General features: G+C 69.8%; 23 protein-coding genes. 11 read left to right on the top strand and 12 right to left on the bottom strand.

Features of this window, described 5'->3' with window-relative positions; translation table 11 throughout:
* Window positions 1-43: 43 nt before the first annotated feature.
* Complete coding sequence (locus tag ACSIH6_RS15875) at window positions 44-1,621, bottom strand: GMC family oxidoreductase (protein WP_435109070.1); 1,578 nt, start codon at window positions 1,619-1,621, stop codon at window positions 44-46.
* 29 nt (window positions 1,622-1,650) lie between these two features.
* Window positions 1,651-3,177, bottom strand: a complete 1,527-nt coding sequence (locus ACSIH6_RS15870; RefSeq protein ID WP_435109069.1) for an aldehyde dehydrogenase family protein — start codon at window positions 3,175-3,177, stop codon at window positions 1,651-1,653.
* A gap of 331 nt (window positions 3,178-3,508) precedes the next feature.
* Here ACSIH6_RS15870 and ACSIH6_RS15865 point away from each other — a divergent pair, with 331 nt between their 5' ends.
* Entirely contained in the window at window positions 3,509-4,171 is a 663-nt protein-coding gene (locus ACSIH6_RS15865) for a class II aldolase/adducin family protein (RefSeq protein ID WP_435109068.1), read from the top strand.
* A gap of 4 nt (window positions 4,172-4,175) precedes the next feature.
* Here the strand turns inward: ACSIH6_RS15865 and ACSIH6_RS15860 are convergent, their stop codons facing one another.
* The 5 genes from ACSIH6_RS15860 to ACSIH6_RS15840 form a co-directional block, all read right to left on the bottom strand.
* Window positions 4,176-4,577, bottom strand: a complete 402-nt coding sequence (locus ACSIH6_RS15860; RefSeq protein ID WP_435109067.1) for a type II toxin-antitoxin system VapC family toxin — start codon at window positions 4,575-4,577, stop codon at window positions 4,176-4,178.
* On the bottom strand, window positions 4,562-4,819 hold the full coding sequence (locus ACSIH6_RS15855) for a type II toxin-antitoxin system Phd/YefM family antitoxin (RefSeq protein WP_435109066.1): 258 nt from the start codon (window positions 4,817-4,819) through the stop codon (window positions 4,562-4,564). Before ACSIH6_RS15855 ends, ACSIH6_RS15860 begins: the two co-directional genes overlap by 16 nt.
* Before the next feature lie 81 nt (window positions 4,820-4,900).
* Complete coding sequence (locus tag ACSIH6_RS15850) at window positions 4,901-5,503, bottom strand: hypothetical protein (protein WP_435109065.1); 603 nt, start codon at window positions 5,501-5,503, stop codon at window positions 4,901-4,903.
* 68 nt (window positions 5,504-5,571) lie between these two features.
* Window positions 5,572-6,129, bottom strand: a complete 558-nt coding sequence (locus ACSIH6_RS15845) for a hypothetical protein (RefSeq protein ID WP_435109064.1) — start codon at window positions 6,127-6,129, stop codon at window positions 5,572-5,574.
* 26 nt (window positions 6,130-6,155) lie between these two features.
* On the bottom strand, window positions 6,156-6,434 hold the full coding sequence (locus tag ACSIH6_RS15840) for a helix-turn-helix transcriptional regulator (RefSeq protein ID WP_435109063.1): 279 nt from the start codon (window positions 6,432-6,434) through the stop codon (window positions 6,156-6,158).
* Between the two features lie 336 nt (window positions 6,435-6,770).
* Here ACSIH6_RS15840 and ACSIH6_RS15835 point away from each other — a divergent pair, with 336 nt between their 5' ends.
* Entirely contained in the window at window positions 6,771-7,178 is a 408-nt protein-coding gene (locus ACSIH6_RS15835) for a VOC family protein (protein ID WP_435109062.1), read from the top strand.
* A 25-nt stretch (window positions 7,179-7,203) separates the two neighbouring features.
* Here the strand turns inward: ACSIH6_RS15835 and ACSIH6_RS15830 are convergent, their stop codons facing one another.
* A complete protein-coding gene (locus ACSIH6_RS15830) occupies window positions 7,204-7,971 on the bottom strand; it encodes an alpha/beta fold hydrolase (protein ID WP_435109061.1) in 768 nt (255 codons plus the stop codon).
* Between the two features lie 158 nt (window positions 7,972-8,129).
* On the opposite strand from ACSIH6_RS15830, the gene ACSIH6_RS15825 reads away from it, so the two are divergent.
* The 3 genes from ACSIH6_RS15825 (at window position 8,130) to ACSIH6_RS15815 (ending at window position 10,372) form a co-directional block, all read left to right on the top strand.
* Window positions 8,130-8,663 (top strand): DinB family protein, encoded by a 534-nt coding sequence (locus ACSIH6_RS15825; protein WP_435109060.1) that lies wholly within the window; start codon window positions 8,130-8,132, stop codon window positions 8,661-8,663.
* Window positions 8,660-9,232, top strand: coding sequence for a type II toxin-antitoxin system RelE family toxin (locus tag ACSIH6_RS15820; RefSeq protein ID WP_435109113.1), 573 nt, complete (start codon window positions 8,660-8,662; stop codon window positions 9,230-9,232). Before ACSIH6_RS15825 ends, ACSIH6_RS15820 begins: the two co-directional genes overlap by 4 nt.
* A 381-nt stretch (window positions 9,233-9,613) precedes the next feature.
* Complete coding sequence (locus ACSIH6_RS15815; RefSeq protein WP_435109059.1) at window positions 9,614-10,372, top strand: SURF1 family protein; 759 nt, start codon at window positions 9,614-9,616, stop codon at window positions 10,370-10,372.
* Here ACSIH6_RS15815 and ACSIH6_RS15810 read toward each other — a convergent pair.
* Window positions 10,348-10,755, bottom strand: coding sequence for a DUF3817 domain-containing protein (locus ACSIH6_RS15810; protein WP_435109058.1), 408 nt, complete (start codon window positions 10,753-10,755; stop codon window positions 10,348-10,350). The genes ACSIH6_RS15815 and ACSIH6_RS15810 overlap by 25 nt on opposite strands.
* Window positions 10,756-10,895: 140 nt before the next feature.
* Window positions 10,896-12,425 carry a glycosyltransferase family 2 protein gene (locus ACSIH6_RS15805; protein ID WP_435109057.1) on the bottom strand — a complete coding sequence of 510 codons (1,530 nt, stop codon included), beginning with the start codon at window positions 12,423-12,425 and terminating at the stop codon, window positions 10,896-10,898.
* Window positions 12,426-12,773: 348 nt separating this feature from the next.
* Between ACSIH6_RS15805 and ACSIH6_RS15800 the strand changes: the two genes are divergently transcribed.
* The 3 genes from ACSIH6_RS15800 to ACSIH6_RS15790 all read left to right on the top strand — a co-directional run bounded on the left by ACSIH6_RS15800 (window position 12,774) and on the right by ACSIH6_RS15790 (window position 15,418).
* Window positions 12,774-13,505: a WbqC family protein gene (locus tag ACSIH6_RS15800; RefSeq protein ID WP_435109056.1), complete on the top strand. Its 732-nt coding sequence runs from the start codon at window positions 12,774-12,776 to the stop codon at window positions 13,503-13,505.
* Between the two features lie 96 nt (window positions 13,506-13,601).
* Complete coding sequence (locus ACSIH6_RS15795) at window positions 13,602-14,315, top strand: PIG-L deacetylase family protein (protein ID WP_435109055.1); 714 nt, start codon at window positions 13,602-13,604, stop codon at window positions 14,313-14,315.
* 119 nt (window positions 14,316-14,434) lie between these two features.
* Entirely contained in the window at window positions 14,435-15,418 is a 984-nt protein-coding gene (locus ACSIH6_RS15790; protein ID WP_435109054.1) for an NAD-dependent epimerase/dehydratase family protein, read from the top strand.
* 290 nt (window positions 15,419-15,708) lie between these two features.
* Here the strand turns inward: ACSIH6_RS15790 and ACSIH6_RS15785 are convergent, their stop codons facing one another.
* Both ACSIH6_RS15785 and ACSIH6_RS15780 read right to left on the bottom strand, forming a co-directional pair.
* Complete coding sequence (locus ACSIH6_RS15785) at window positions 15,709-16,083, bottom strand: DUF202 domain-containing protein (RefSeq protein WP_435109053.1); 375 nt, start codon at window positions 16,081-16,083, stop codon at window positions 15,709-15,711.
* Window positions 16,080-16,436 (bottom strand): YidH family protein, encoded by a 357-nt coding sequence (locus tag ACSIH6_RS15780; RefSeq protein WP_435109052.1) that lies wholly within the window; start codon window positions 16,434-16,436, stop codon window positions 16,080-16,082. Before ACSIH6_RS15780 ends, ACSIH6_RS15785 begins: the two co-directional genes overlap by 4 nt.
* A 282-nt stretch (window positions 16,437-16,718) precedes the next feature.
* Between ACSIH6_RS15780 and trxA the strand changes: the two genes are divergently transcribed.
* The 3 genes from trxA to ACSIH6_RS15765 all read left to right on the top strand — a co-directional run bounded on the left by trxA (window position 16,719) and on the right by ACSIH6_RS15765 (window position 19,496).
* Entirely contained in the window at window positions 16,719-17,090 is a 372-nt protein-coding gene (gene trxA / locus ACSIH6_RS15775; protein WP_435109051.1) for a thioredoxin, read from the top strand.
* A gap of 506 nt (window positions 17,091-17,596) precedes the next feature.
* Window positions 17,597-18,469 carry a phosphate ABC transporter ATP-binding protein PstB gene (gene pstB, locus ACSIH6_RS15770; protein WP_435109050.1) on the top strand — a complete coding sequence of 291 codons (873 nt, stop codon included), beginning with the start codon at window positions 17,597-17,599 and terminating at the stop codon, window positions 18,467-18,469.
* Between the two features lie 235 nt (window positions 18,470-18,704).
* Window positions 18,705-19,496, top strand: a complete 792-nt coding sequence (locus ACSIH6_RS15765) for a response regulator transcription factor (protein WP_435109049.1) — start codon at window positions 18,705-18,707, stop codon at window positions 19,494-19,496.
* Window positions 19,497-19,781 lie beyond the last annotated feature (285 nt).

Raw genomic sequence — 19,781 nt, 5'->3', positions numbered from 1 at the left:
GACAGGAAGTCCTTCCCCGTCCCGGCCGCTCACCCTGGTCGGCTCAGCCGTCCGTGGTGTCCTCCCCGGCCAGGGCGTCCTGGCGGATGAGGTCCGCGGCGCGCTCACCCAGGGCCAGGACCATGACCATGGGGTTGGGCGTCGGCAGCGTCGGGAACACCGACGCGTCGGCCACCCGCAGGCCGCGCAGCCCGCGCACGCGCAGGCGCGGGTCGACCACGGCGCCGTCGTCGTCGGCGGCGCCCATCCGGCAGGTGCCCGCCGGGTGGTAGACGGTGTGGGCGGCGCGGCGGCCGTACTCGGACAGCTCCTCGTCGCTCTGGACGCCGGGACCGGGGGCGACCTCCCGGGCGATCCAGGACCGGAACGGCTCGGTGGCGGCGACCTCCCGGGCGATCTTGAGCCCCTCCACGATCGTCCTCTCGTCGTAGCCCTCCGGGTCGGTGAAGTACCGGAAGTCCAGCGCGGGCTTCTCGCGGGGGTCGCCGCTGGTGAGGCTGAGCTTGCCGCGCGAGCGCGCGCGGGGGATGTTCGGCGTCATGCAGACCGCGCGTCCGTCGGGCGGGGACTCGTAGCCCAGCCGCTTCGTGTTGTCGTCGAAGGGGACCTGGTAGATGTGGAACATCAGGTCCGGGCGCGGGTCGGAGTCGTCGCGCTGCACGAACAGGCCCGCGTCGGAGTGCATCACCGTGTTCCGCGGGACCGGCCTGCTGGTCTCCCACATGATGATCGACTCGGGGTGGTCGAGCAGGTTCTCGCCGACGCCGGGCAGGTCGTGACGGGGTTCGACGCCCGCCTCGCGCAGTTCCTCGGCGTTGCCGACCCCCGAGAGCATGAGCAGCCGGGGCGAGTCGACCGCTCCCGCGCACAGGATCACCTCGCGGCGGGCGCTGACGGTGGCGCGCGTGCCGTCCTTGGCCGTGGCGCTGACCCCCGTGGCGCGGTCGCCGTCGAACAGCAGCCGGTCGACCCAGGTCTCCAGCATGACGGTGAGGTTGTCGCGCACGTCCATGATCGGGTGGAGGTAGGCCACCGAGGCCGAGGAGCGGTGGCCGGTGTAGGGGTCGTAGGCGATGGACAGGAAGCCCGCCCCGCACGCGAAGCCGCCCCCGTGGGAGGTCAGGGCGTTGAAGTCCTCCACCACCGGCACGTGGGCCGCCTCGGCCGCCGAGGCCACCCAGTCCTTGACCATGGTGTTGCGGTCCTTCTCGGCGACCGGGACGATGTTGCACTTGATCCGGTCCGCGTAGGACTGCACGGTGGCGTTGTCCCAGCCCTCGGCGCCCGCCGCGACCCAGTCGTCGAGGTCCTCGGCGAACGGCCGGAAGCTGATGAGCGTGTTGTGCGAGGAGCACCCGCCGAGCACGCGGGCCCGGGAGTGCAGGATGTGGGAGTTGCCGCGCGGCTGCTCGACGGTGGTGTAGCCGTAGTCGAGTTCCCCGTCCAGGACGCTCAGCCAGTCGCGCAGGCGCAGGACGTGCTCCAGGTCGCGGTCGTCGGGACCGCCCTCGACCAGGCACACGGTGACGCCGGGGTCCTCGGTGAGCCGGTTGGCGATCACCGATCCCGCGGTGCCGCCCCCCACGATCACGTAGTCATAGGTGCTCTCGGTCGGGTCCACGGTCCGGTTCCTCTCGTCGTTCGACACCGTCAGCCGAACCAGCGCTGCGGTTCGGGGGACAGGTTGCGGTAGACGTGTTTGGCCTCGCGGTACTCGTCCAGGCCCGCGAGCCCGAGTTCACGGCCGATGCCGCTGCGGCCGTAGCCGCCCCACTCGGCGCCGGGGAAGTAGGGGCCGTAGTCGTTGATCCAGACGGTGCCGTGACGCAGGGCGGCCGCGACGCGCTCACCGCGGGCGGTGTCGTCGGTCCACACTCCGCCGGAGAGGCCGTAGTCGGTGTCGTTGCCCAGCTCGACGGCCTGCCGCTCGGTCTCGAACCGCTCCACGGTCACGACCGGGCCGAACACCTCGGTCTGGACGATGTCCATGGCGCGGTCGCAGTCCACGAACACGGTGGGCCGGTAGAAGTAGCCCTGCGCGAGGTCCGGGTCGTCGGGCCGCCTGCCCCCGGCGATGATCCGGGCGCCCTCCTCGACGCCGCGCGCGACCGCGGCCTCCACCTTGGCGCGGTGCTCGGCCGACACCAGCGGGCCGCAGCGCACGCCCTCGTCCTGGCCGCGGCCGATGCGGATGGCCTCGGCGCGGCGGGCGAGCTCGGTGGTGAAGGCGTCGTGGATGTCGTTGTGCACGATGAGGCGCGCCCCGGCCGAGCAGACCTGTCCGGAGTGGAAGAACGCGGCGCTGAGCGCGTAGTCCACGGCGGTGTCCAGGTCCACGTCCGGGAAGATGATGTTGGGGTTCTTGCCGCCGAGTTCCAGGGCGATCTTCTTGACCGTCTCGGAGGCCGCCGCCATGATCCGCCTGCCGGTGGCCAGACCGCCGGTGAAGGAGACCAGGTCCACGTCGGGGTGCTCGGACAGCGGGGCGCCCGCGTCGGGGCCGCTGCCCGTGACCAGGTTGACCACACCCGCCGGGACGCCCGCCTCGGTGGTGAGCTCCACCAGCTTGGCGGTGGTGACCGGCGTGATCTCGCTGGGCTTGACCACCATGGTGTTGCCCGCGGCCAGGGCCGGGGCCATCTTCCAGGCGAGCTGGAGCAGGGGGTAGTTCCAGGGGGTGATCATGCCGCAGACGCCGACGGGTTCGTGGACCACCTTGCTGTGCACGCCCTCGGGCGCGGAGACCAGGCGGCCCGCGTCCTTGTCGGCGAGGCCCGCGTAGTAGCGGAAGACGTTGGTGACGTCGTCGACGTCGATCCCGCCCTCCTCGATGGTCTTGCCGGTGTCGAGGGACTCCATGACCGCGATCTCCTCGCGGTCGCGCTGGAGCAGGTCGGCGATGCGGTCGAGGACGCGTCCGCGCTCCCCGGCGGGGGTGCGGGGCCACTCCCCGCCGTCGAAGGCGCGGCGGGCCGCGGCGATGGCCTCCTCGGAGTCGGCCCTTCCTCCCTCGCTGACGATGGTCAGGACGGAGGCGTCGGCGGGGTTCAGGATCTCTCGCACCCGGCCGTTCCCGGCCGCCCGCCACCGACCGTCGATGTAGAGGCTGGTGGCCGTCGCCGACCCCGGCTCCGACAGGTACGGCACGGACGGCAGGGTTACGTAGAGTTCGTTCACGGGTCCGGTTTGCCCAAGATCGTTAGCCACAAACAGCCTCGTCTCATCAGTCTCTTCAGTCGTATCCGCCCTGGAGACCGGACTGAGCTGTGCGAACAACCTGACCCAGCGGAGTCGCCCGTGGTCCGGCCCACGTCACACCCGGGCCAACAACTACTCCGGGTGACAACCGGGTGAGGGGTCGGACACCCGCACCTGGGGAAGACGGGGACGAGAGTTTGACGTACATTGAGGTGTGCCTCCTTAGTTGAGGCATACCTAAGCGGGTTCGTCCGGACTCCCGAGCCCCCGCGGCACGGACCGCGCCCACCGCGCACCCCTTGAGGAAGGCATGCTGCTCGAACAGGAACGCCGTGACGTGTGTCTGACCGCCCGCGCACTCGCCGCGGGCACGGGCACCGCACCCGGCGAGTCGGGGACCGTCAGCGTCCGCAGCGGCGACCTGGTGGTCGTCACTCCCCACGGTGTCTGCCTCGACCAGATCCAGCCCGCCGACTGCCCGGTGATGTCGCTCGACGACCGCGTGCTGGAGGGAAGGCGCGACCCCGCCGCCGAGGCCACCCTGCACATGGCCGTGCACCGTCTGGCCGCCGAGCACGACCGCGACGTCACCGCCGTGGTGAACGCGTTCACGGCCGACACCGTCGCGGTGTCCTCGGTCCTGGCCGAGCTCCCCGCCATCCACCACCGCGCCGCCGGTCTGGGCGGGGCGATCGCCGTCACCCCCTACACCACCTACGGCACCGGCGAGATCGCCGACCACGCCGTCAAGGCGCTCAAGGGCCGCGACGCCGCGCTGCTCGCCGACCACGGCGGCCTCGCCCTGGGCCGCGACCTGGGGCACGCGCTGGAGAACCTGCGGCTGCTCGACTGGCTCAGCGGCGCGTACCTGAGGGCCCGGCAGATCGGCGAGCCCCGCGTGCTGTCGGAGGACGAGCTGGCCCGGGTCCGCGAGCGCGACACCTACGGCTGGGCGGGCCCGGACATCCTCTGACTCCCTAGCTGGCCTCTGTGGCCAGGACTCCCGGAAGGCCGTCGAAACGCGCCTTGGCGTCCCGGCTCACGATGGTTCTCCCCGTCTGCGCCGCGTGGGCGGCGATGATGAGGTCGAGTGCGCCCCGCTTGAGTCCGGCACTGATGGTGTGCGCGAGCAGCGTGGAGTGGTGAACGGCGGTCGCCTCCGTATAGTCGAGAACTTCCGTGTAGGTGAGGATCTCGGCCAGGACCCAGGAACGCGCAGCCGCGCGCTTCGCTGTACCGGCCAGTTCGATCCCGACACGGAACTCGGCTACCGTGACCGCGGCGATCGCGAGTTCGTCGTCATCGAACACCGACCGGTCGAGCCCGCCCCTCACGTAGGCGATGAGCATGTTCGTGTCGAGGATCAGACGTCGTCCCACGGGTTCCTCACCTTGTCGTCGACGAACGACCTCGCACTGAGCACGTCACGCTCGAAATCGTCGTCCAACGGCTCGATCTTCTCCAGGGCGGCACGCAGGTCGGCGCCCGTGTAGCGAGGAGCTGGCGCCATGACGGCGACAGGGCGCTTGCCCCTGGTAATGGTCACCCGCTCACCGCTCTCGATGGCGTCAAGGAGTTCCGAGAACTTTCTCGCGGCCTCGGTCGCGGTGATCGTACGCATGGCCAACATGGTATCTGATTATCAGATTTTTCACCCGGTCATGTGGGAAGCGAAGAAAGTCCGTGCGCGCTTCCTTGACTGTCACGCGTCCTCGTCGTCCGCGTCGTCGGGGATCTCGTCCGGCTGCGTCCAGGCCAGGTACAGGGTGGGGACCGCGACGTGGGCCACGTAGATCACCCACAGCACGGGCATGAACAGCTCCTCCGGGAAGTACAGGTGATCGGGTGTGGGCCCCTCCAGCACCAGGATCACGAGCAACGGCGCGAAGATGAGCGCCGACGTCGCCCTGTGCCCGAGCCGGGTGGCCCGGTCCAGTTCGGCGCGCTGGCGCTCGTCCAGGTTGCGGTAACCGGCCGCCACTCCCGTGGCCCGGCTCAGCCGCGTGTTGACCAGTAACGCGGCGACGAGGAGCACGAGGTAGGCGGGCACCAGCACGGTCATCGTCAGCGTCGTGCCGGGTTGGAAGAGGGTGGCGGTCATGAGCACCGTGGCAGCTAGGAAAAGCAGCACGGCCAGCACCGTGTGGCGCCGCCGCCGGGACCGCGAGGCCCGGAGCCTGCGGAGCTTCGGTTTCTCCTCGGACCCGCGATGCTCCGGGTTCTCCGCGCTCGGCCGGGCGGCGCGTTCACGGTCCTCCCGGATCTGGGTGGAGCGCAGCTTCGGGAGGATGTTGGACAGGAACATGGGGGACTCCTTCGGGTCACTGGCCGATGCGGGGGAAGGGCTTGGGCGTTCCCTGCGAGCCCCAGCTGTCACGCATCCTCGTCGTCCGTGTCTTCCTCGTCGGGGATCTCGTCCGGACGGGTCCAGGCCAGGTAGCAGGCGGGGAAGGCCGTGTGGCAGAAAGTCGCGAGGATCACCAACGGCACCAGGACGGCGAGCGGGATCCGCGCGTCCATGTGGCCCAGGGAGAGCCAGCCACCGAAGCCGCAGGTCACCGCGATCAGCAGGACCAGCAGGGCCGCGGTCACGTTGTGGCCCACGTGGGCGGCGTGATCCATCTCCGCCCGCTGGAACTCGTCCACGCCCTCGTAGCCGACCACCCAGCGCGCGGCGATGTTGATGTGCGTGCTGATTACGGTCGACGCGCCCAGCGACAGGGCGAAACCGATCACCAGCACGGTGGACGACGGCGGTCCGGCCACCACCGCGGTTGAGAACAGGGCGGCGGCCAGCACTATGGCGAGCGCGAACGCGACCACCGCCTGGCGGCGGCGGGACCGCGCGGCCCAGAACCGGCGGCGGCGCGGGTTCTCGACCAGGGCGCGGAGGCGTTCCTGCTTCTGCGGACTGGGCTTACTGACGAACATACGGGGGTCTCCTCGGGTTCGGGGGGCTACTGGCCGATGCGGGGGAAGGGTTCGGTGGAGAAGACGACCTCCACCGGAACCTCGAAGTAGCGCGCGATGCGCAGTGCCAGGTGGAGGCTAGGGCTGTACTCGCCCCGCTCCAGGTAGCCGACCGTCTGGTAGTGCACGCCCAGGGCCTCGGCCAGCTGGCGGCGGGACACGTCGCGCTCCGCCCTGAGCATCGCGATCCGGTTGTGGACGGCCTCGCCGCCTCCGGCCGCGGCCCTGGGACGGCGGCCGGTCGTCCCGTCGCTCTCAGCGGGCACGCTTCACCGCCTTCTCCCGGGCCGCCTCAGCTTGTGCCTCGGTGCCCGACCGGACATCCGCACTCATCACACCGGTTCTCCATCCCGTCATCGAACTACTGCCTTTGATAGTACATGTACTACATAATGAACAACAGGGGCTACGACACCGGACCGAAGGCGGACCACGAAGCACGGCGCACCGGTGGCCCAGGCGGAGGAACCCGGGCGGCGACGCGGGAAACGCGTTTCGAACACGGTGCTGGGGAAGAGGAAAAACGGGTGTGGACAACCCCCCACGCGACTCCCGGAACGGGACAATGGTGCTAAGAACGACGCCGAACGGCAGGAGACCCCATGCGTTGCAGCTACATCCGGCTCCTCGTCAACGACTACGAGGCCTGCTTCCGCTTCTACTCCGAGGTGCTCAAGCTCCCCGTGCTGCGCGGGGACGAGGGTAGCCGCTACGCGGAGTTCGACGTCGAGTCGGGGACGCGGCTGGCCATCAACCAGCGTGAGGTGATGGCGGAGGCCCTGGAGACCGACACGGCCGACCCGGCGCTGCCGCACCAGGACCGGTTCGCGGTGATCTTCGAGGTGGACGACGTCGACACCACGGCCGCCAGACTGGTCTCGGACGGCGCCCGCCAGGTGATGGAGCCGCGCGACTGGACCGCGTGGGGCGTCCGCGCTGCGCACTTCCGCGACCCCGACGGCTACCTGCTGGAGATCAACAGTCCACTGATCCCCGTGGCGGAGGTCTGATCCCGTCTCCCGGGACGGGTCCTCCTCAGCCGGACAGGTGCTCCACCAGCAGCTCGTTCACCCGGTCCGCGCGCTCCACCCCGAGCAGGTGCGCGGCCCCGGTGACCACCTCGAACCGGGCGTCGGGGACCCCGTCCGCCAGCCTGCGGCCGTGGCCGGGCGGCAGCATCGGGTCGTGGGCGGCCGACGCCACCAGGGTCGGCACCCGCACGGAGGCCACCAGGTGGCGCTGGTCCATCCCGGCCACCGCGTCGCACGTCGCGGCGAAGCCGTCCGGGTCCAGCCCGCCGAACTCCTCGGTCAACCGGGTCACGGCCTCCGGCCGCTCCTCGCCCATGTCCGGGGTGAACCAGGGCCGCACCACGTCCCCGGCCACCGAGTCCAGGCCCGACGAGCGCACCCGCGAGGCGAGGAGGTCCCACCGGTGCGTCCGCGGGGTGCGGGGCGCCGCGGCCAGCAGCGCGAGGCGTTCCAGGGTGCGCGGCGAGTTGGCCGCGATCCACACCAGGAGTGCCCCGCCGAGCCCGGCGCCGACCGCGTGGACCCGGGTCAGGCCCTGGGACTCCAGGACTCCGAGCAGGTCCAGGGCGAGTTCTTCGACGGTGTAGGGGCCGGCCGGGGCCGGAGAGGAGCCGTGCCCCCGGTGGTTGACCCGCAGGACCCTGTGGTCGCGGGTGAGTTCGGGCAGCTGCGGTTCCCAGACCGACATCGTGGTGCCGAAGGGCGGCACGAGCAGCACGACGGGCGCGTGCCGGGGTCCGTCGAACCGGTACTGGAGCGGAATCAAGGTCATGGAACCTCCGAGTCGCCAGAACGCCAGGCTATCGGCAGAGCCCCGTTCGAGACCGCACCGTTTTCTCCCGTTCTCCGTCCAGTGGAGGACAGTAACTGACCGCCACGGTTTCTAGAGTCCTCGTGTACCGAGTCGGACAGGGCGAGAAAGCGGTGGTCATGGTGGTCACAACGGCGACGAGCACGGTGGACGTGGAGCGCGCGAGCCTCCTGCGCTTCCTGGAGGACCAGCGCGATTTCCTGCGCTTCACCGTCAGGGGCCTGGACGACGAACAGGCCGCGCGGCGCACCACGGTGAGCGAACTGACCCTCGGCGGGCTGGTCAAGCACGTGACCCAGGCCGAGCGCAACTGGATCCGGTTCGTCCGGGAGGGAGAGGTCTACCCGATGGCGGACTACGAGGACCCCGCCACCTGGGAGGAGCACGCCGACAGCTTCCGGCTGCTGGAGGGCGAGACCCTCGACAGCGTCCTGGCGGACTACGCGCTGGCCGCGCGGGAGACCGAGGCGTTCGTCGGCGGTCTGCCGGACCTGGAGGTCAGCCACCGGCTCCCGGACGCGCCGTGGTTCCCCGAGGGCGCCTCCTGGTCCGCCCGCGACGTGCTGCTGCACATCATCCGCGAGACCGCGCAGCACTGCGGGCACGCCGACATCCTGCGTGAGGCCCTGGACGGCCAGAAGAGCATGGGCTGACGGGGCGTCTTCCCCGGCATCCAGCGCGGTATCGGCGACGGGAAACACGAGCGGGAAGAGTTCGGTTTCCCGACGCCGCCATCGACGATCTGCGGCGGCTCGGCCCGGACGCCGTGCCCAAGGTCCTGAGGAAGGTTCTCCTCCTGGAGGGCAACCCGGAAGCCGGATACCCCCTGGGCGGTGAACTCACCGGATTCCGCAAGCTGGTCGTCGGACGCAACACCTGGCGTGTCGTGTACCGCGTGACCGACGGAAAAAACGTGGAGATCTGCGAGGTCTGGGCCGTGGGCGAACGTGCGGACGCCCAGATCTACGCCGAAGCCTCCCTCCGGGTCCATGCGGCCTCGAACGCAACCCCCGCAGCCCGACAGCTCGCGGCCGTCATCGAGCGCCTCGGCACACCAGCGGGAGGCGTGGCTCATGAGCCGCTCCCCCCTAGGGAACCCGTCCCGAAGTGGCTGGCCGAACGCCTCATCCGCACCGTCGGCATGGCTCCCGAGAAGGTGGCGGCCCTGGACCTGGAGCAGGCCGTGGACCTTTGGGCCGACTTCCGCGCACGCCCCCGTTGAGGTTCGCGCTCCGGAATACCGCACGGACACCGGAAACGGCGAAGGGCGTCCCCACTGACCAGTGGGAACGCCCCGCCGAAAAGGTGGCGAGGGTCGCTTCCGCATCCCCCCTCAAAGTACGGAAGCGACCCTCGCGCTGGGAAACGGCCAGCGACTCCTCCCCCCTGGAGTCGCGGCCTTGAAGGCCTGCCGCGGAATCGGCCCCGTCGTTCCGCGTTGATGGAGACACTACCCACCACACCCTCGAAGGACAACCCTCAGTCACGGAAAACTACTTAAAGTGATCGTCATTCCTTGGCAGACAACGGGCCAAGCGCGTGCGGACGAGCGTCAAACCGGGGTCATGGCGGGGCGCTCGGGGACCGCGCTTAGCCTGGTCTGGTGAGATCACCGCTCCTCAGCCCACGGTGGCTCGGCATCCACCTGCTCGCCGTGCTGGTCGGCGTCGTCTGCGTCGCCGGTACCGCCTGGCAGTTCGTCCGCGCCTTCGAACCCGACCGCGAGGTCATCACCAACCCGGTCGAGGACCTGGCCGGTGCCGTGCCCGTCTCGGACCTGCTCGAACCGGGCCAGTACATGCACCCGGACTCCTTCGCCAACAGCGCGGTGGAGGCCAGCGGCAGCTACGACGCCGACGCCCAGCTGCTGGTGCCGCGCGTCGTGGACGGCGTGCGCGGCTACGACGTCATCGTGCCCCTGGTCACCGACGGCGGCGCCGCCGTCACCGTCAACCGGGGCTGGGCCGAGGAGGGCCAGGACATCCCGCCCGCGCCGGGGGGCGAGGTCACCGTCACCGGCTGGCTGCTGCCTCCGGTGGGCGCCGAGGGAGTCGTGCCGGTCGACGTCTCCGAGGGCCAGGTCGAGCGCATCGCCACGTCCGTGCTCGTCAACGAGTGGGACCATCCGCTCTACGAGGGCTACGTCACCCTGCCCGAGACGGACCCGGCCACCGCCTCGCTCGTCCCGGTGCCGCCGCCCGAGCCGCCCACCGGGTTCACCGTCAACTGGCGCAGCCTCAGCTACACCGTGCAGTGGGCGATGTTCGGCGTCTCCGCCGTGGTCTTCTGGATCCTGCTGATGCGCCGGGAGCTGCGCGAGGGCGGCTCCCAGGAGGCTCAGCCCGTGGTCGCGGGCTCCTGAGCCCGTCCGGCCTCGCGGTCCTTGGCCTGCTCCGAGCGGACGATCCGGTGCTCGACCACGAAGCCGAGCACGGGGATGGTGCCCGCGAGCGCCACGCCCAGGGTGCGGGATGCGCTCCAGCGTCGGTCCAGGGCCACCCACAGGACCACGAGGACGTAGGCCATGTAGATGTAACCGTGCGGCATCGCGATGTAGAGCATGAGCGGCGACTCGGGGCCGAACCAGTGCTCCAGGCCCTGCGGCGCGGCCACCAGGGAGAACCGGGCGGTCTCCCCGACCAGGTACTTGGCGGGCATGGCCACGAAGGTCAGGCCCAGCAGGAAGATTCCGGTCACGTACGCGAGCACCCGGTACAACGCGAACGACACGCGCCTCTTGTCCACGGCTGATCCCCCTCAGACGACTGTGTCCCCGCCCCGGAAGGCAGGTCCACGGGCGGGCGGAAATCAGCCTAAACGCTGTCCGGTACCCCGGGCGCCTGGGGTACCCGGGGCCGGACGATCCCACATCACCGCAGGTCGGATCACCTGCCCGAGACGCGGTCCGGGCTGCTCCACCGGCCGTCGGACTCGGTGGTCCACGCCTTGGGGATCATCCGCAGCGCGAGGTAGGCGTCCACGAGCCGGATCGGGAAGAAGAGCAGTCCGTAGACCAGGTAGGACGGCCGCCTCCGGATCGCCGCCATCAGGCAGGTGAGCATGTAGTCCGGGATGAACAGGCCGATGGCGATCGCCAGCAGCGGCAGGAAGGCCGTCACCGCCGTGAAGGCCTCCCCGGCGAACGGCAGGCTCAGGAAGAACTCTCCGCCCAGCGTCCCCGCGAGGACGAACAGGCCGACCACGGTGGTGACCAGCAGCACGGCGGAGACCAGGACGACCTCCAGGATGTACAGCGCCAGGCAGGCCCAGAACAGGCTCGGCCACACCCGGTGGCGCCGGACGGTCTGCCAGAAGCCCAGCGTCCACCTGGTGACCTGCTTGTAGTAGTCCCGGAAGGTGAACGGGTCCTGGCTGTAGGCCTTGGTGTCGGGGTTCATCGAGACCCGGCCGAGACGCTTGTGGTGCACCTCGAAGGTCATGTTGAAGTCCTCGATCACCAGCCCCTTGGGGTTGACCTCGATCTCCCTGAGCGCCTCGCTGCGGTAGACGCTGGCGAAGCCCGGCACGATGAAGGCCGTGTTGGCGTGCCGCCAGGTCTGCCCGAAGCGCATGAGGTACTGGAGCATGAAGTACAGGCGGTCCCGGTAGGCCGAGATCATCCGGCCGACGAAGCCGCGCTCCTTGGGCTTCCACTCCGAGACGACGAAGCCCGCGACCGCCGCCACGGACGGGTCGGCCAGCTGCCTCCGGGCGCCCTCCACGTACCCGGGGTCGAGTTCGGTGTCGGCGTCCAGGATGAGGACGCCGTCGTAGTTGTCGGTCAGCGAGAACTCCTCGATGACCGCCTCGATGGCCCCGGCCTTGCCGCGGTTGGTGAGGAGTTCGAGGACGTTCACACCGGTCTTGGCCGCGATCTGCGCGGTGGAGTCCCTCGACGAGTCCGAGACCACGTAGATGTCCCAGCGGTCGAACAGCCCCATCGCGGAGGCGATGGCCCCGCCGATGACGGGTTCCTCGTTGTGCGCCGGGATGATGACGGCCAGGGACGCGCCCCCCTGCCCGGGACCCGCCGCCTGGGCCGCGGCGACCGCCGAGGCGCCCTCCCCCGCGGCGTCACCGCCCCGTTCGGCGAGGGCGGTACCGCCGCCGGGTCCGCCCGCGCCCACCAGGACGCGTTCGCGCGCCTTCCCCCCGACGGCGCCGCGGTGCCCCGCCCTGGGCGACCGGAACACGGCGCGCACCGAGTCCTCGCCCAGGCGCACGAGTCCGATGGCGGTCCACAGCAGCAGGTTGGCGCCGAAGGCCAACCACAGGAACGCGTAGCCCAGGGCGCCGAGACCGGCGGCCTCGGCCATGTCCGTCGCGTAGCCGAACCAGTAGACAAAGAGTGCCGCGGCCAGGACGAGGGCGATGAGCCCGATCAGCAGGCCGCCTATGAAACGTGCGATACGCACAGCGCTAGGACCCTCCGAAGTTCTCGGTTTCGGACCGACATTAACCCGCAAAGTCGGTGTTATCTTGACGCCCTACGACACCGAGAGGTTCACCCGGGTTCGCGTCCTATGTAGGCCACGCAAATCGTATACACGGGCTTGCGGAAGATGGTAACCATAAGAGGATATTTGTGAGCTGTAGCTACGACTCGTCTGTGGTTTGTCCAACATTGTCCAGATCTTGGGAAAATCTGCGGAAAGTGACCAACGGAGAGAAGGAGAATGCTCGGAGTGATCGGCGTTCCGTCCTCACCCTCATCCGGTTCCACTCGAATCCCAGAGGCCACCGGCCCCGGGAGTCGCTTCGCCATGAGCAGCCAAGACGACGCGGTCCGCACCGTGGCACTGCACCAGCCGCACTACCTGCCGTGGCTGGGTCTTTTGGATAAAATTGACCGTTGCGACCGTTTCGTCATCCTCGACAACGTCCAGTTCGAGCGCCGCGGCTGGCAGAACCGCAACTACGTCGGAGGTGGCGGAAAACCCGTCCTGCTCACCGTTCCGGTCGCCCAGGGAAGCCGGAACGACCGCATACGGGACAAGATTGTTGACAACAGCCAGAATTGGAAGCTCAGGCACTACAAGACACTCGCGGAACACTGCTACCGCAAGGCGCCCTACTGGAGGGATTACCGCGACGAGATCGCCCACCTGTACGAAGAAGAGTGGGACGGTCTCGCGGACCTGTGCATAGCGACCACGCGCATGCTGATGCGGTGGTTCGGGATCGGCACGCCGTTGCTGCTGGCCAGCGAGATCGGGGACTTCCCCGGGCACAAGAGCGAGCTCCTCGCCCAGATCTGCGCCAGGACGGGAGCACACACCATGCTCTCGGGCGACGGCGCCCGGGACTACCTGGATCCCGAGACCCTGCGCCGCTACGGGATCGGCGTCCGGTGGCAGGACTTCCGCCACCCGGTGTACCCGCAGCACGGGCGCGACCCGGCCGACTTCGTCCCTCGTCTGTCGGCGATCGACCTTCTCCTCAACACCGGCCCGGAGGCACTGCACGTGCTCAGGCAGGCGAGAACCCAGAGCTGACCCGAACGAGGGTCCACCACAGCGCCGCGCCACCGGGCACGGCGTCGCTCCCCGGGAAAAACCCGATCGCTCTCTAGGCAAAGGACGGAAAACGGTATGACGACGGACTGGTCCCAGGAACGCATCCTGGTCTTCGCGCCCCATCCCGACGACGAGACGCTCGGCTGCGGCGGCCTCATGAGCAAGGCCAAGGCGGCCGGCGCCGAGGTGTTCGTCCAGTTCCTCACCGTCGGGGACACGGCCGACATGTCTCCCAAGGGCTTCTCCACCGCGGAGGAGCGCTACGCGGAGATCAAGAAGGTCGCCGACCACTTCCGCTGGGACGACTGGCACATGGCACTGCCCGGCGACCAGTACCACCTGAGGCTCGACTCCGTCGCCCGGGTGGACCTCGCCCAGCTGATCGAGCGCGAGAGCCCGCTGTCCATCGAGCGGCTCCGCCCGACCGTGGTGCTCGGACCGCACCACTCCAGCTACAACCAGGACCACCGGGCCGTGGCCGAGGCGGTGCACACCGCCCTGCGTCCGTCCAACACCGCACTGCGCCACCACCCGCACCTGGCGCTGGCCTACGAGGAGGCCGCCGACCACTGGCGCTCGGAGCCGCTGTGCCCGCCCAACCTCATCGTGGAAATGGACGAGGTGCAGGTGGTCGACAAGCTCCACGGCATGCAGCTGTACGGGTCCCAGTCCCACCAGCACCCGCACACGCGCTCCGAGCCCACCCTGCGCAGCCTCGCCGTCCTGCGGGGCATGCAGGCGGGCGTGGCGCTCGGGGAGGGGTTCCACGTGCTGCGCTGCCTGGCCTGAGCGCTCCCGAACCCGCGGCCGGCGGCGCCGCGCGCCGCCTCGCCGTGCGCGCCGACGCGCACACAAGCCGTTTCCAGTCAAGAAGCAGCGAGAGAGAACACCTAAGTGGAGGGGAAACCATGAAGGCTGTAGTCACCGGAGGAGCCGGTTTCATCGGCTCGCACCTGTGCGACCACCTGATCGCCCAGGGACACCAGGTCACCGTCCTGGACGACCTGTCGACCGGGTCCCTGGCGAATCTGGTCCAGGCGCAGGGCTCGCCCGGGTTCCGGTTCGTGGAGGGGGACGTCCTGGACCGGGAGTTGGTCGACTCCCTGGTCGCCCCGGCGGACACCGTGTTCCACCTCGCCGCGGCCGTGGGCGTGTACAACATCGTCGACAACCCGCTGCGCTCCCTGCGGATCAACCTGCACGGGACGGAGAACGTGGTGGAGGCGGCCGTGGCGCACCGCGTGCCCTACATGGTCGCGTCGACCAGCGAGGTCTACGGCAAGAACGACGCCGACGGGCTCAAGGAGAGCGACGACCGCGTCTACGGCCCGGCCACCAAGAGCCGCTGGTCCTACGCCGCGGCGAAGGGGCTGGACGAGCTCGTCGCCTACGTGCACGGCGTCGAGTCGGGCGTGCCGTGCGTCATCACCCGCTTCTTCAACGTGGTCGGCCCCCGCCAGACGGGCCGGTACGGGATGGTCGTCCCGCGCTTCGTCGACCAGGCGATGGCGAACGAGCCCATCACCGTCTACGGGACGGGGACGCAGCGCCGCTGCTTCGGCTCGGTGTTCGACGTGGTGCCCGCGCTCCCGCGGCTCATGGACACCCCCGAGGCCTACAACCAGGCCGTCAACCTCGGCGGGCACGAGGAGGTCTCCATCAAGGGCCTGGCCGACCGGGTCGTGGAGCTGGCGGGTTCCAGGAGCGCGGTCACCTACGTCGACTACGAGGAGGCCTACGGCGAGGGCTACGAGGACATGCAGCGCCGCTACCCGGACACCTCGCTGGCCGCGCGGCTGATCGGGTACCGGCCCGAGCGCGACCTCAACGACATCATCCGGTCGATCATGGAGCACCGCCGCGCGGTCGGCTCCGTGCCGCAGCCGGCGTAACCGAACCGGAGGGTCCGGTCCGGGGCGCCCTCTCCGCCTCGGCCGACCGACCACGAGACAAGGTGACGAAGGGCCACGGCTCCGGCCCTTCCCCCGACGGGGTGGTCGCGCTGTCCCCCGACGGGGCCCGGTGCTCCCCCATGCCCGCACGAGGGCGGTCGGCACCGGTGGACCACAGGCCCGCCAAGGGCATGGACGGTCGTGTCCGCCCCCGGGCAGCGCGAACGACGGGGTTGAGCGTCCGGCGGCCCCGGGGCACCAGGCACCACGGCCCCAAGGGCACCGGGGTCTCAGGGCGCCAGCAGCACCGTCAGCGCCAGGACGCAGCTCAGGGCGAGGACGCCCGCGCACAGGAGCACCATCGCCCACGGGCCCGCCACGGACGGCGGAGGCCGCCCGGTCCCCGGAGCGCGCGCACCGTGCCCGTTGGCCCGCCACCGCAGCCACACGTGCGCGGCCAGCACCGCCGCCAGGAGCAGCAGTCCGGCCGTCGCTGCCACGCGCACCCCGACCGGTGCCTCCGGGAAGGCGTGGTCGCCGGGGGCCAGGGACCCGCGCAGGAACAGCAGCCCCACCACGACCAGCAGGGCGATCGTGCGGTGCCATGCCATCAGGGTGCGCTCCGGCTGCATGCCGGGGTCGTCGCGTTCGACGGGAGCGGTCACAGCAGGTGGCCCAGGACGACCAGGGCGCACACCAGCCCCACCGCGAAGGCGGTGACGAGCGGAAGCGCGCTCAGCTTCAGGACTCCGCCCCGGCTCATGATCCGCTGCACGCGGTACCAGCGCAGCGGGGCGTAGACGGTGATGACCGCGGCCAGCGCCGCCAGCAGCAGGCCGACCACGGTACGCGGCCCCTCCTCCCAGCCGAGCGGGAGCAGGTGCAGGACGGCGACGGCACCGGCGAGGAGGGCCAGCGCGGTGCGCACCCAGGCCAGGAAGGTGCGCTCGTTGGCGAGGGTGAACCGGTAGTCGACGGGAGGACCCGCCGTGTCCCGCGGAGAGGTTTCGGAACCCATCCCGCGCCCCCTTTCAGCAGGGAAGATCCCGGGTTCGCCCCCGACCCGGCCCGGGCCCGACGCGCGCGGCCCGCATCCCTCCAGTCGACACTAGCCGCCACCCCTCTTTCCTCCCAAACAGGTATGTAAGGCGTGTTATGGCGTAAAACAACCGGTCTGCGGAGTGGCTCACCGGCCCCGGCAGGCATGTGGAACAAACGAACGGGCACGACCGCTGTAGCACTGAGAGATGGCGGTTGGCCGACGGTCGACACCAACCAACGAACAGATACAGGAGACCACGTGCCCACGGTCGAGCTCACCAAGGACAACTTCGCGGACACGCTGAAGGACAACGACTTCGTCCTCATCGACTTCTGGGCGGACTGGTGCGGTCCCTGCCGGCAGTTCGCCCCGGTGTTCGAGACCTCCTCGGAGAAGCACACCGACATCGTCCACGCCAAGGTGGACACCGAGGCGCAGCGCGAGCTCGCCTTCGAGTTCAAGATCCAGTCCATCCCGACCCTGATGATCGTGCGCGAGCGCACCGTCATCTACAACGAGCCCGGGGCCCTGCCCTCCGAGGCTCTGGAGAGCCTGATCACGCAGGCCAAGGAACTGGACATGGACGAGGTGCGGGAGAAGATCGCCGAGCAGGGCGGTGCGCCGGAGTAGCGCTCCCCGGAGCAGCACGGAACAGACCCGCGCGCCCCGGACGCCCCCTCCCCCGGAGGGCGGCGTCCGGGGCGTTCGCGCGTCCGGACGGGGACCGGGCCGTGCGCCCGCGGCGGCGGTCTCCGGGCGGGGGCTCCGCCCCGTCCTGGCGGGACCGTGCCCCGCCCTGGTGGGACCGAAAAGGGTGGATTAGGAAGACCGAAAAGTCATCAAGGGGTTTGTGGCCGGTCACCTGTCCACCCGTCCGGCGCACCTCGGTCCGCCCGGGAGCCGATCCCTCCGGATGGGACGAACCGCACTCCAGAGGCGGTCCGCACCCCCTTCGGTGACGGGAGGACAACGCCTGGCGATCGGGACGCCTCCGAGTTCACCGCCCACGTTCACCTTCGCCACGGGGTTCGTTCACCGTTGCTTCATACGGACATATTTGCATGGGGGTCGACCGCGCTCCGCGGCTCCGGCCGCGCACCTCTCGCGCACGCACCGTCCGACCCGGAAGTGGCCTCATGTCTGTCAGCAACACCGCCTCCCCTCGCGGCACCGAGACCGGTCGCGGCGTCGCCCCCGACACCGTCCGGTACAACCGCGAGGTTCCCGACCTGGGCGACCCCGTCTTCGACGTCTCCGGGCTCTCCATCTACTACGGCTCCAACAAGGCCGTGCGCGACGTGGACCTGAAGGTGGGCCCCCGTCAGATCACGGCGATGATCGGGCCGTCCGGCTGCGGCAAGAGCACCGTGCTGCGGACCCTGAACCGCATGAACGACCTCATCCCCGGCGCCCGTATCGAGGGGAAGGTCACCTACCACGGCGAGGACCTGTACGCCTCCGAGGTGGACCCCATCGAGGTGCGCCGCCGGATCGGCATGGTCTTCCAGAAGCCCAACCCGTTCCCCAAGTCGATCTACGACAACGTGGCCTACGGCCCCAAGATCAACGGCGTCCGCGGCAGCATGGACGACCTGGTCGAGGAGACGCTGACCAAGGCCGCCCTGTGGGACGAGGTCAAGGACAAGCTCAAGGAGAGCGCCTTCGCCCTCTCCGGCGGTCAGCAGCAGCGCCTGTGCATCGCGCGCACCATCGCGGTCAACCCCGAGGTGATCCTGATGGACGAGCCCTGCTCGGCGCTCGACCCCATCGCGACCCTCAAGATCGAGGACCTGATGTACGAGCTGGCCAGCGAGTACACCATCGTCATCGTCACGCACAACATGCAGCAGGCGGCGCGCGTGTCCGACCGCACGGCCTTCTTCACCGCCGGTGTGGACGACGCGGGCGACCGCTACGGCAGCCTGGTGGAGTTCGACGAGACCGCGACGATCTTCAGCAAGCCCTCCGACCAGAGGACCGAGGACTATATCAGCGGCCGCTTCGGCTAAACCGCTGGTCATCGGCTCTCCGACGGACCGGGACCGCTGATCGGGGGATCGCCTCGGCCAGACCACCGGTCATCGGCTCCCCGACGGACCGGGACCGCTGACCGGAGTGGCGTTTCGGGCGAACCGACGGCCGCACGCCCTCCGGTCGCGACCGCCGACCGGAGTGGCGTTTCGGTCAGGCCGGAGCACCCGCCGGGACCCCGCCCCGCTGTTCCTTCGACGAAGTGGACCTCCCATGCCCGCGCTCACAACGTCCGCATCCGTCCCGTTTCCGGGTGCCCCGGTCGAGGACGAACTGGTCGAGCGCCCGGAACGGTCGGAGGGACCGCTCCGGGTCCTGCTGGTGGAGCCCGAGTCGGAGCAGTCGCACCAGCTGGTGCTGTCGCTGAGCGGGCACGACGTGGACATCACGGTGTGCGTGGACGGCGCCGAGGCGCTGCTGCGGGTGGGGATGATGCGACCGGACACCCTGCTCACCAGCGCCACTCCGCCCGAGGTGGACCTGGAGACGCTGGTGCGGGTGACCCGGCGGGCGACGGACATCCCGATCCTCATCGGGGTGGGCCCCGGCGACTCCCAGCGGGCGATGCGCGCACTGGCGGCCGGAGCCACCGCGTGCGTCAACCGCCCCTACCGGATCCCGGAACTGGCGGCGCTGCTGCGCGGCTCCCTCCCGGGAGCGGACGGCGGCGGCTCGGACGGCGCCGTCTCCTCGGCCGCGCTGCGCTCGGGCGCCCTGGAGCTGGACGCGCTGGGACACCGGCTCTTCGTGGACGGCAGCCCGGTCAACCTGGCGCTGCGGGAGTTCGGGATCATGGACTTCCTGCTGAGACACAGCGGCAGGGTGGTCAGCCGCGAGGAGCTGTGGACCGAGGTCTGGCACAAGCCGCTTCCTCCGGTGAACAACACCATCGCCGTGCACATCCGGCGCCTGCGCCACAAACTGGGCGACTCCGAGGCACAGCCCAGGTTCATCCACACGGTCCGCGGAATCGGCTACCGACTGGACACGGCGAACGGTTCCTGAGCGGAGGAGAATCGCGGGACGAGGTTCGTCAATTCCCCACAGGGTCCTCGGGTGATACCGGCGAGACCCCTTGTTCATCTTCGCGTCACCTCGCCTCGAGACGAACGCGAAGATGAATCGTCGAATAATCCGACGCGTCACCTTCGCTGCCGGGGAACCACCGCCCCGCCCCAGTGCGCATGCCCATACCCGCAGGTCATCACCGCCTGTCCCCTGCACATCACAGAATCCCCGCAGAGCCGAAAACACACACCCGTTATCAAATGGTTACCACCATTCACTTCG

The organism is Nocardiopsis synnemataformans, assembly GCF_965343085.1.
Classification (GTDB): Bacteria; Actinomycetota; Actinomycetes; order Streptosporangiales; family Streptosporangiaceae; genus Nocardiopsis; species Nocardiopsis alborubida.
The sequence above is the reverse complement of the archived record's forward strand: the minus strand, read 5'-3'. Positions and strand labels throughout refer to the sequence as shown.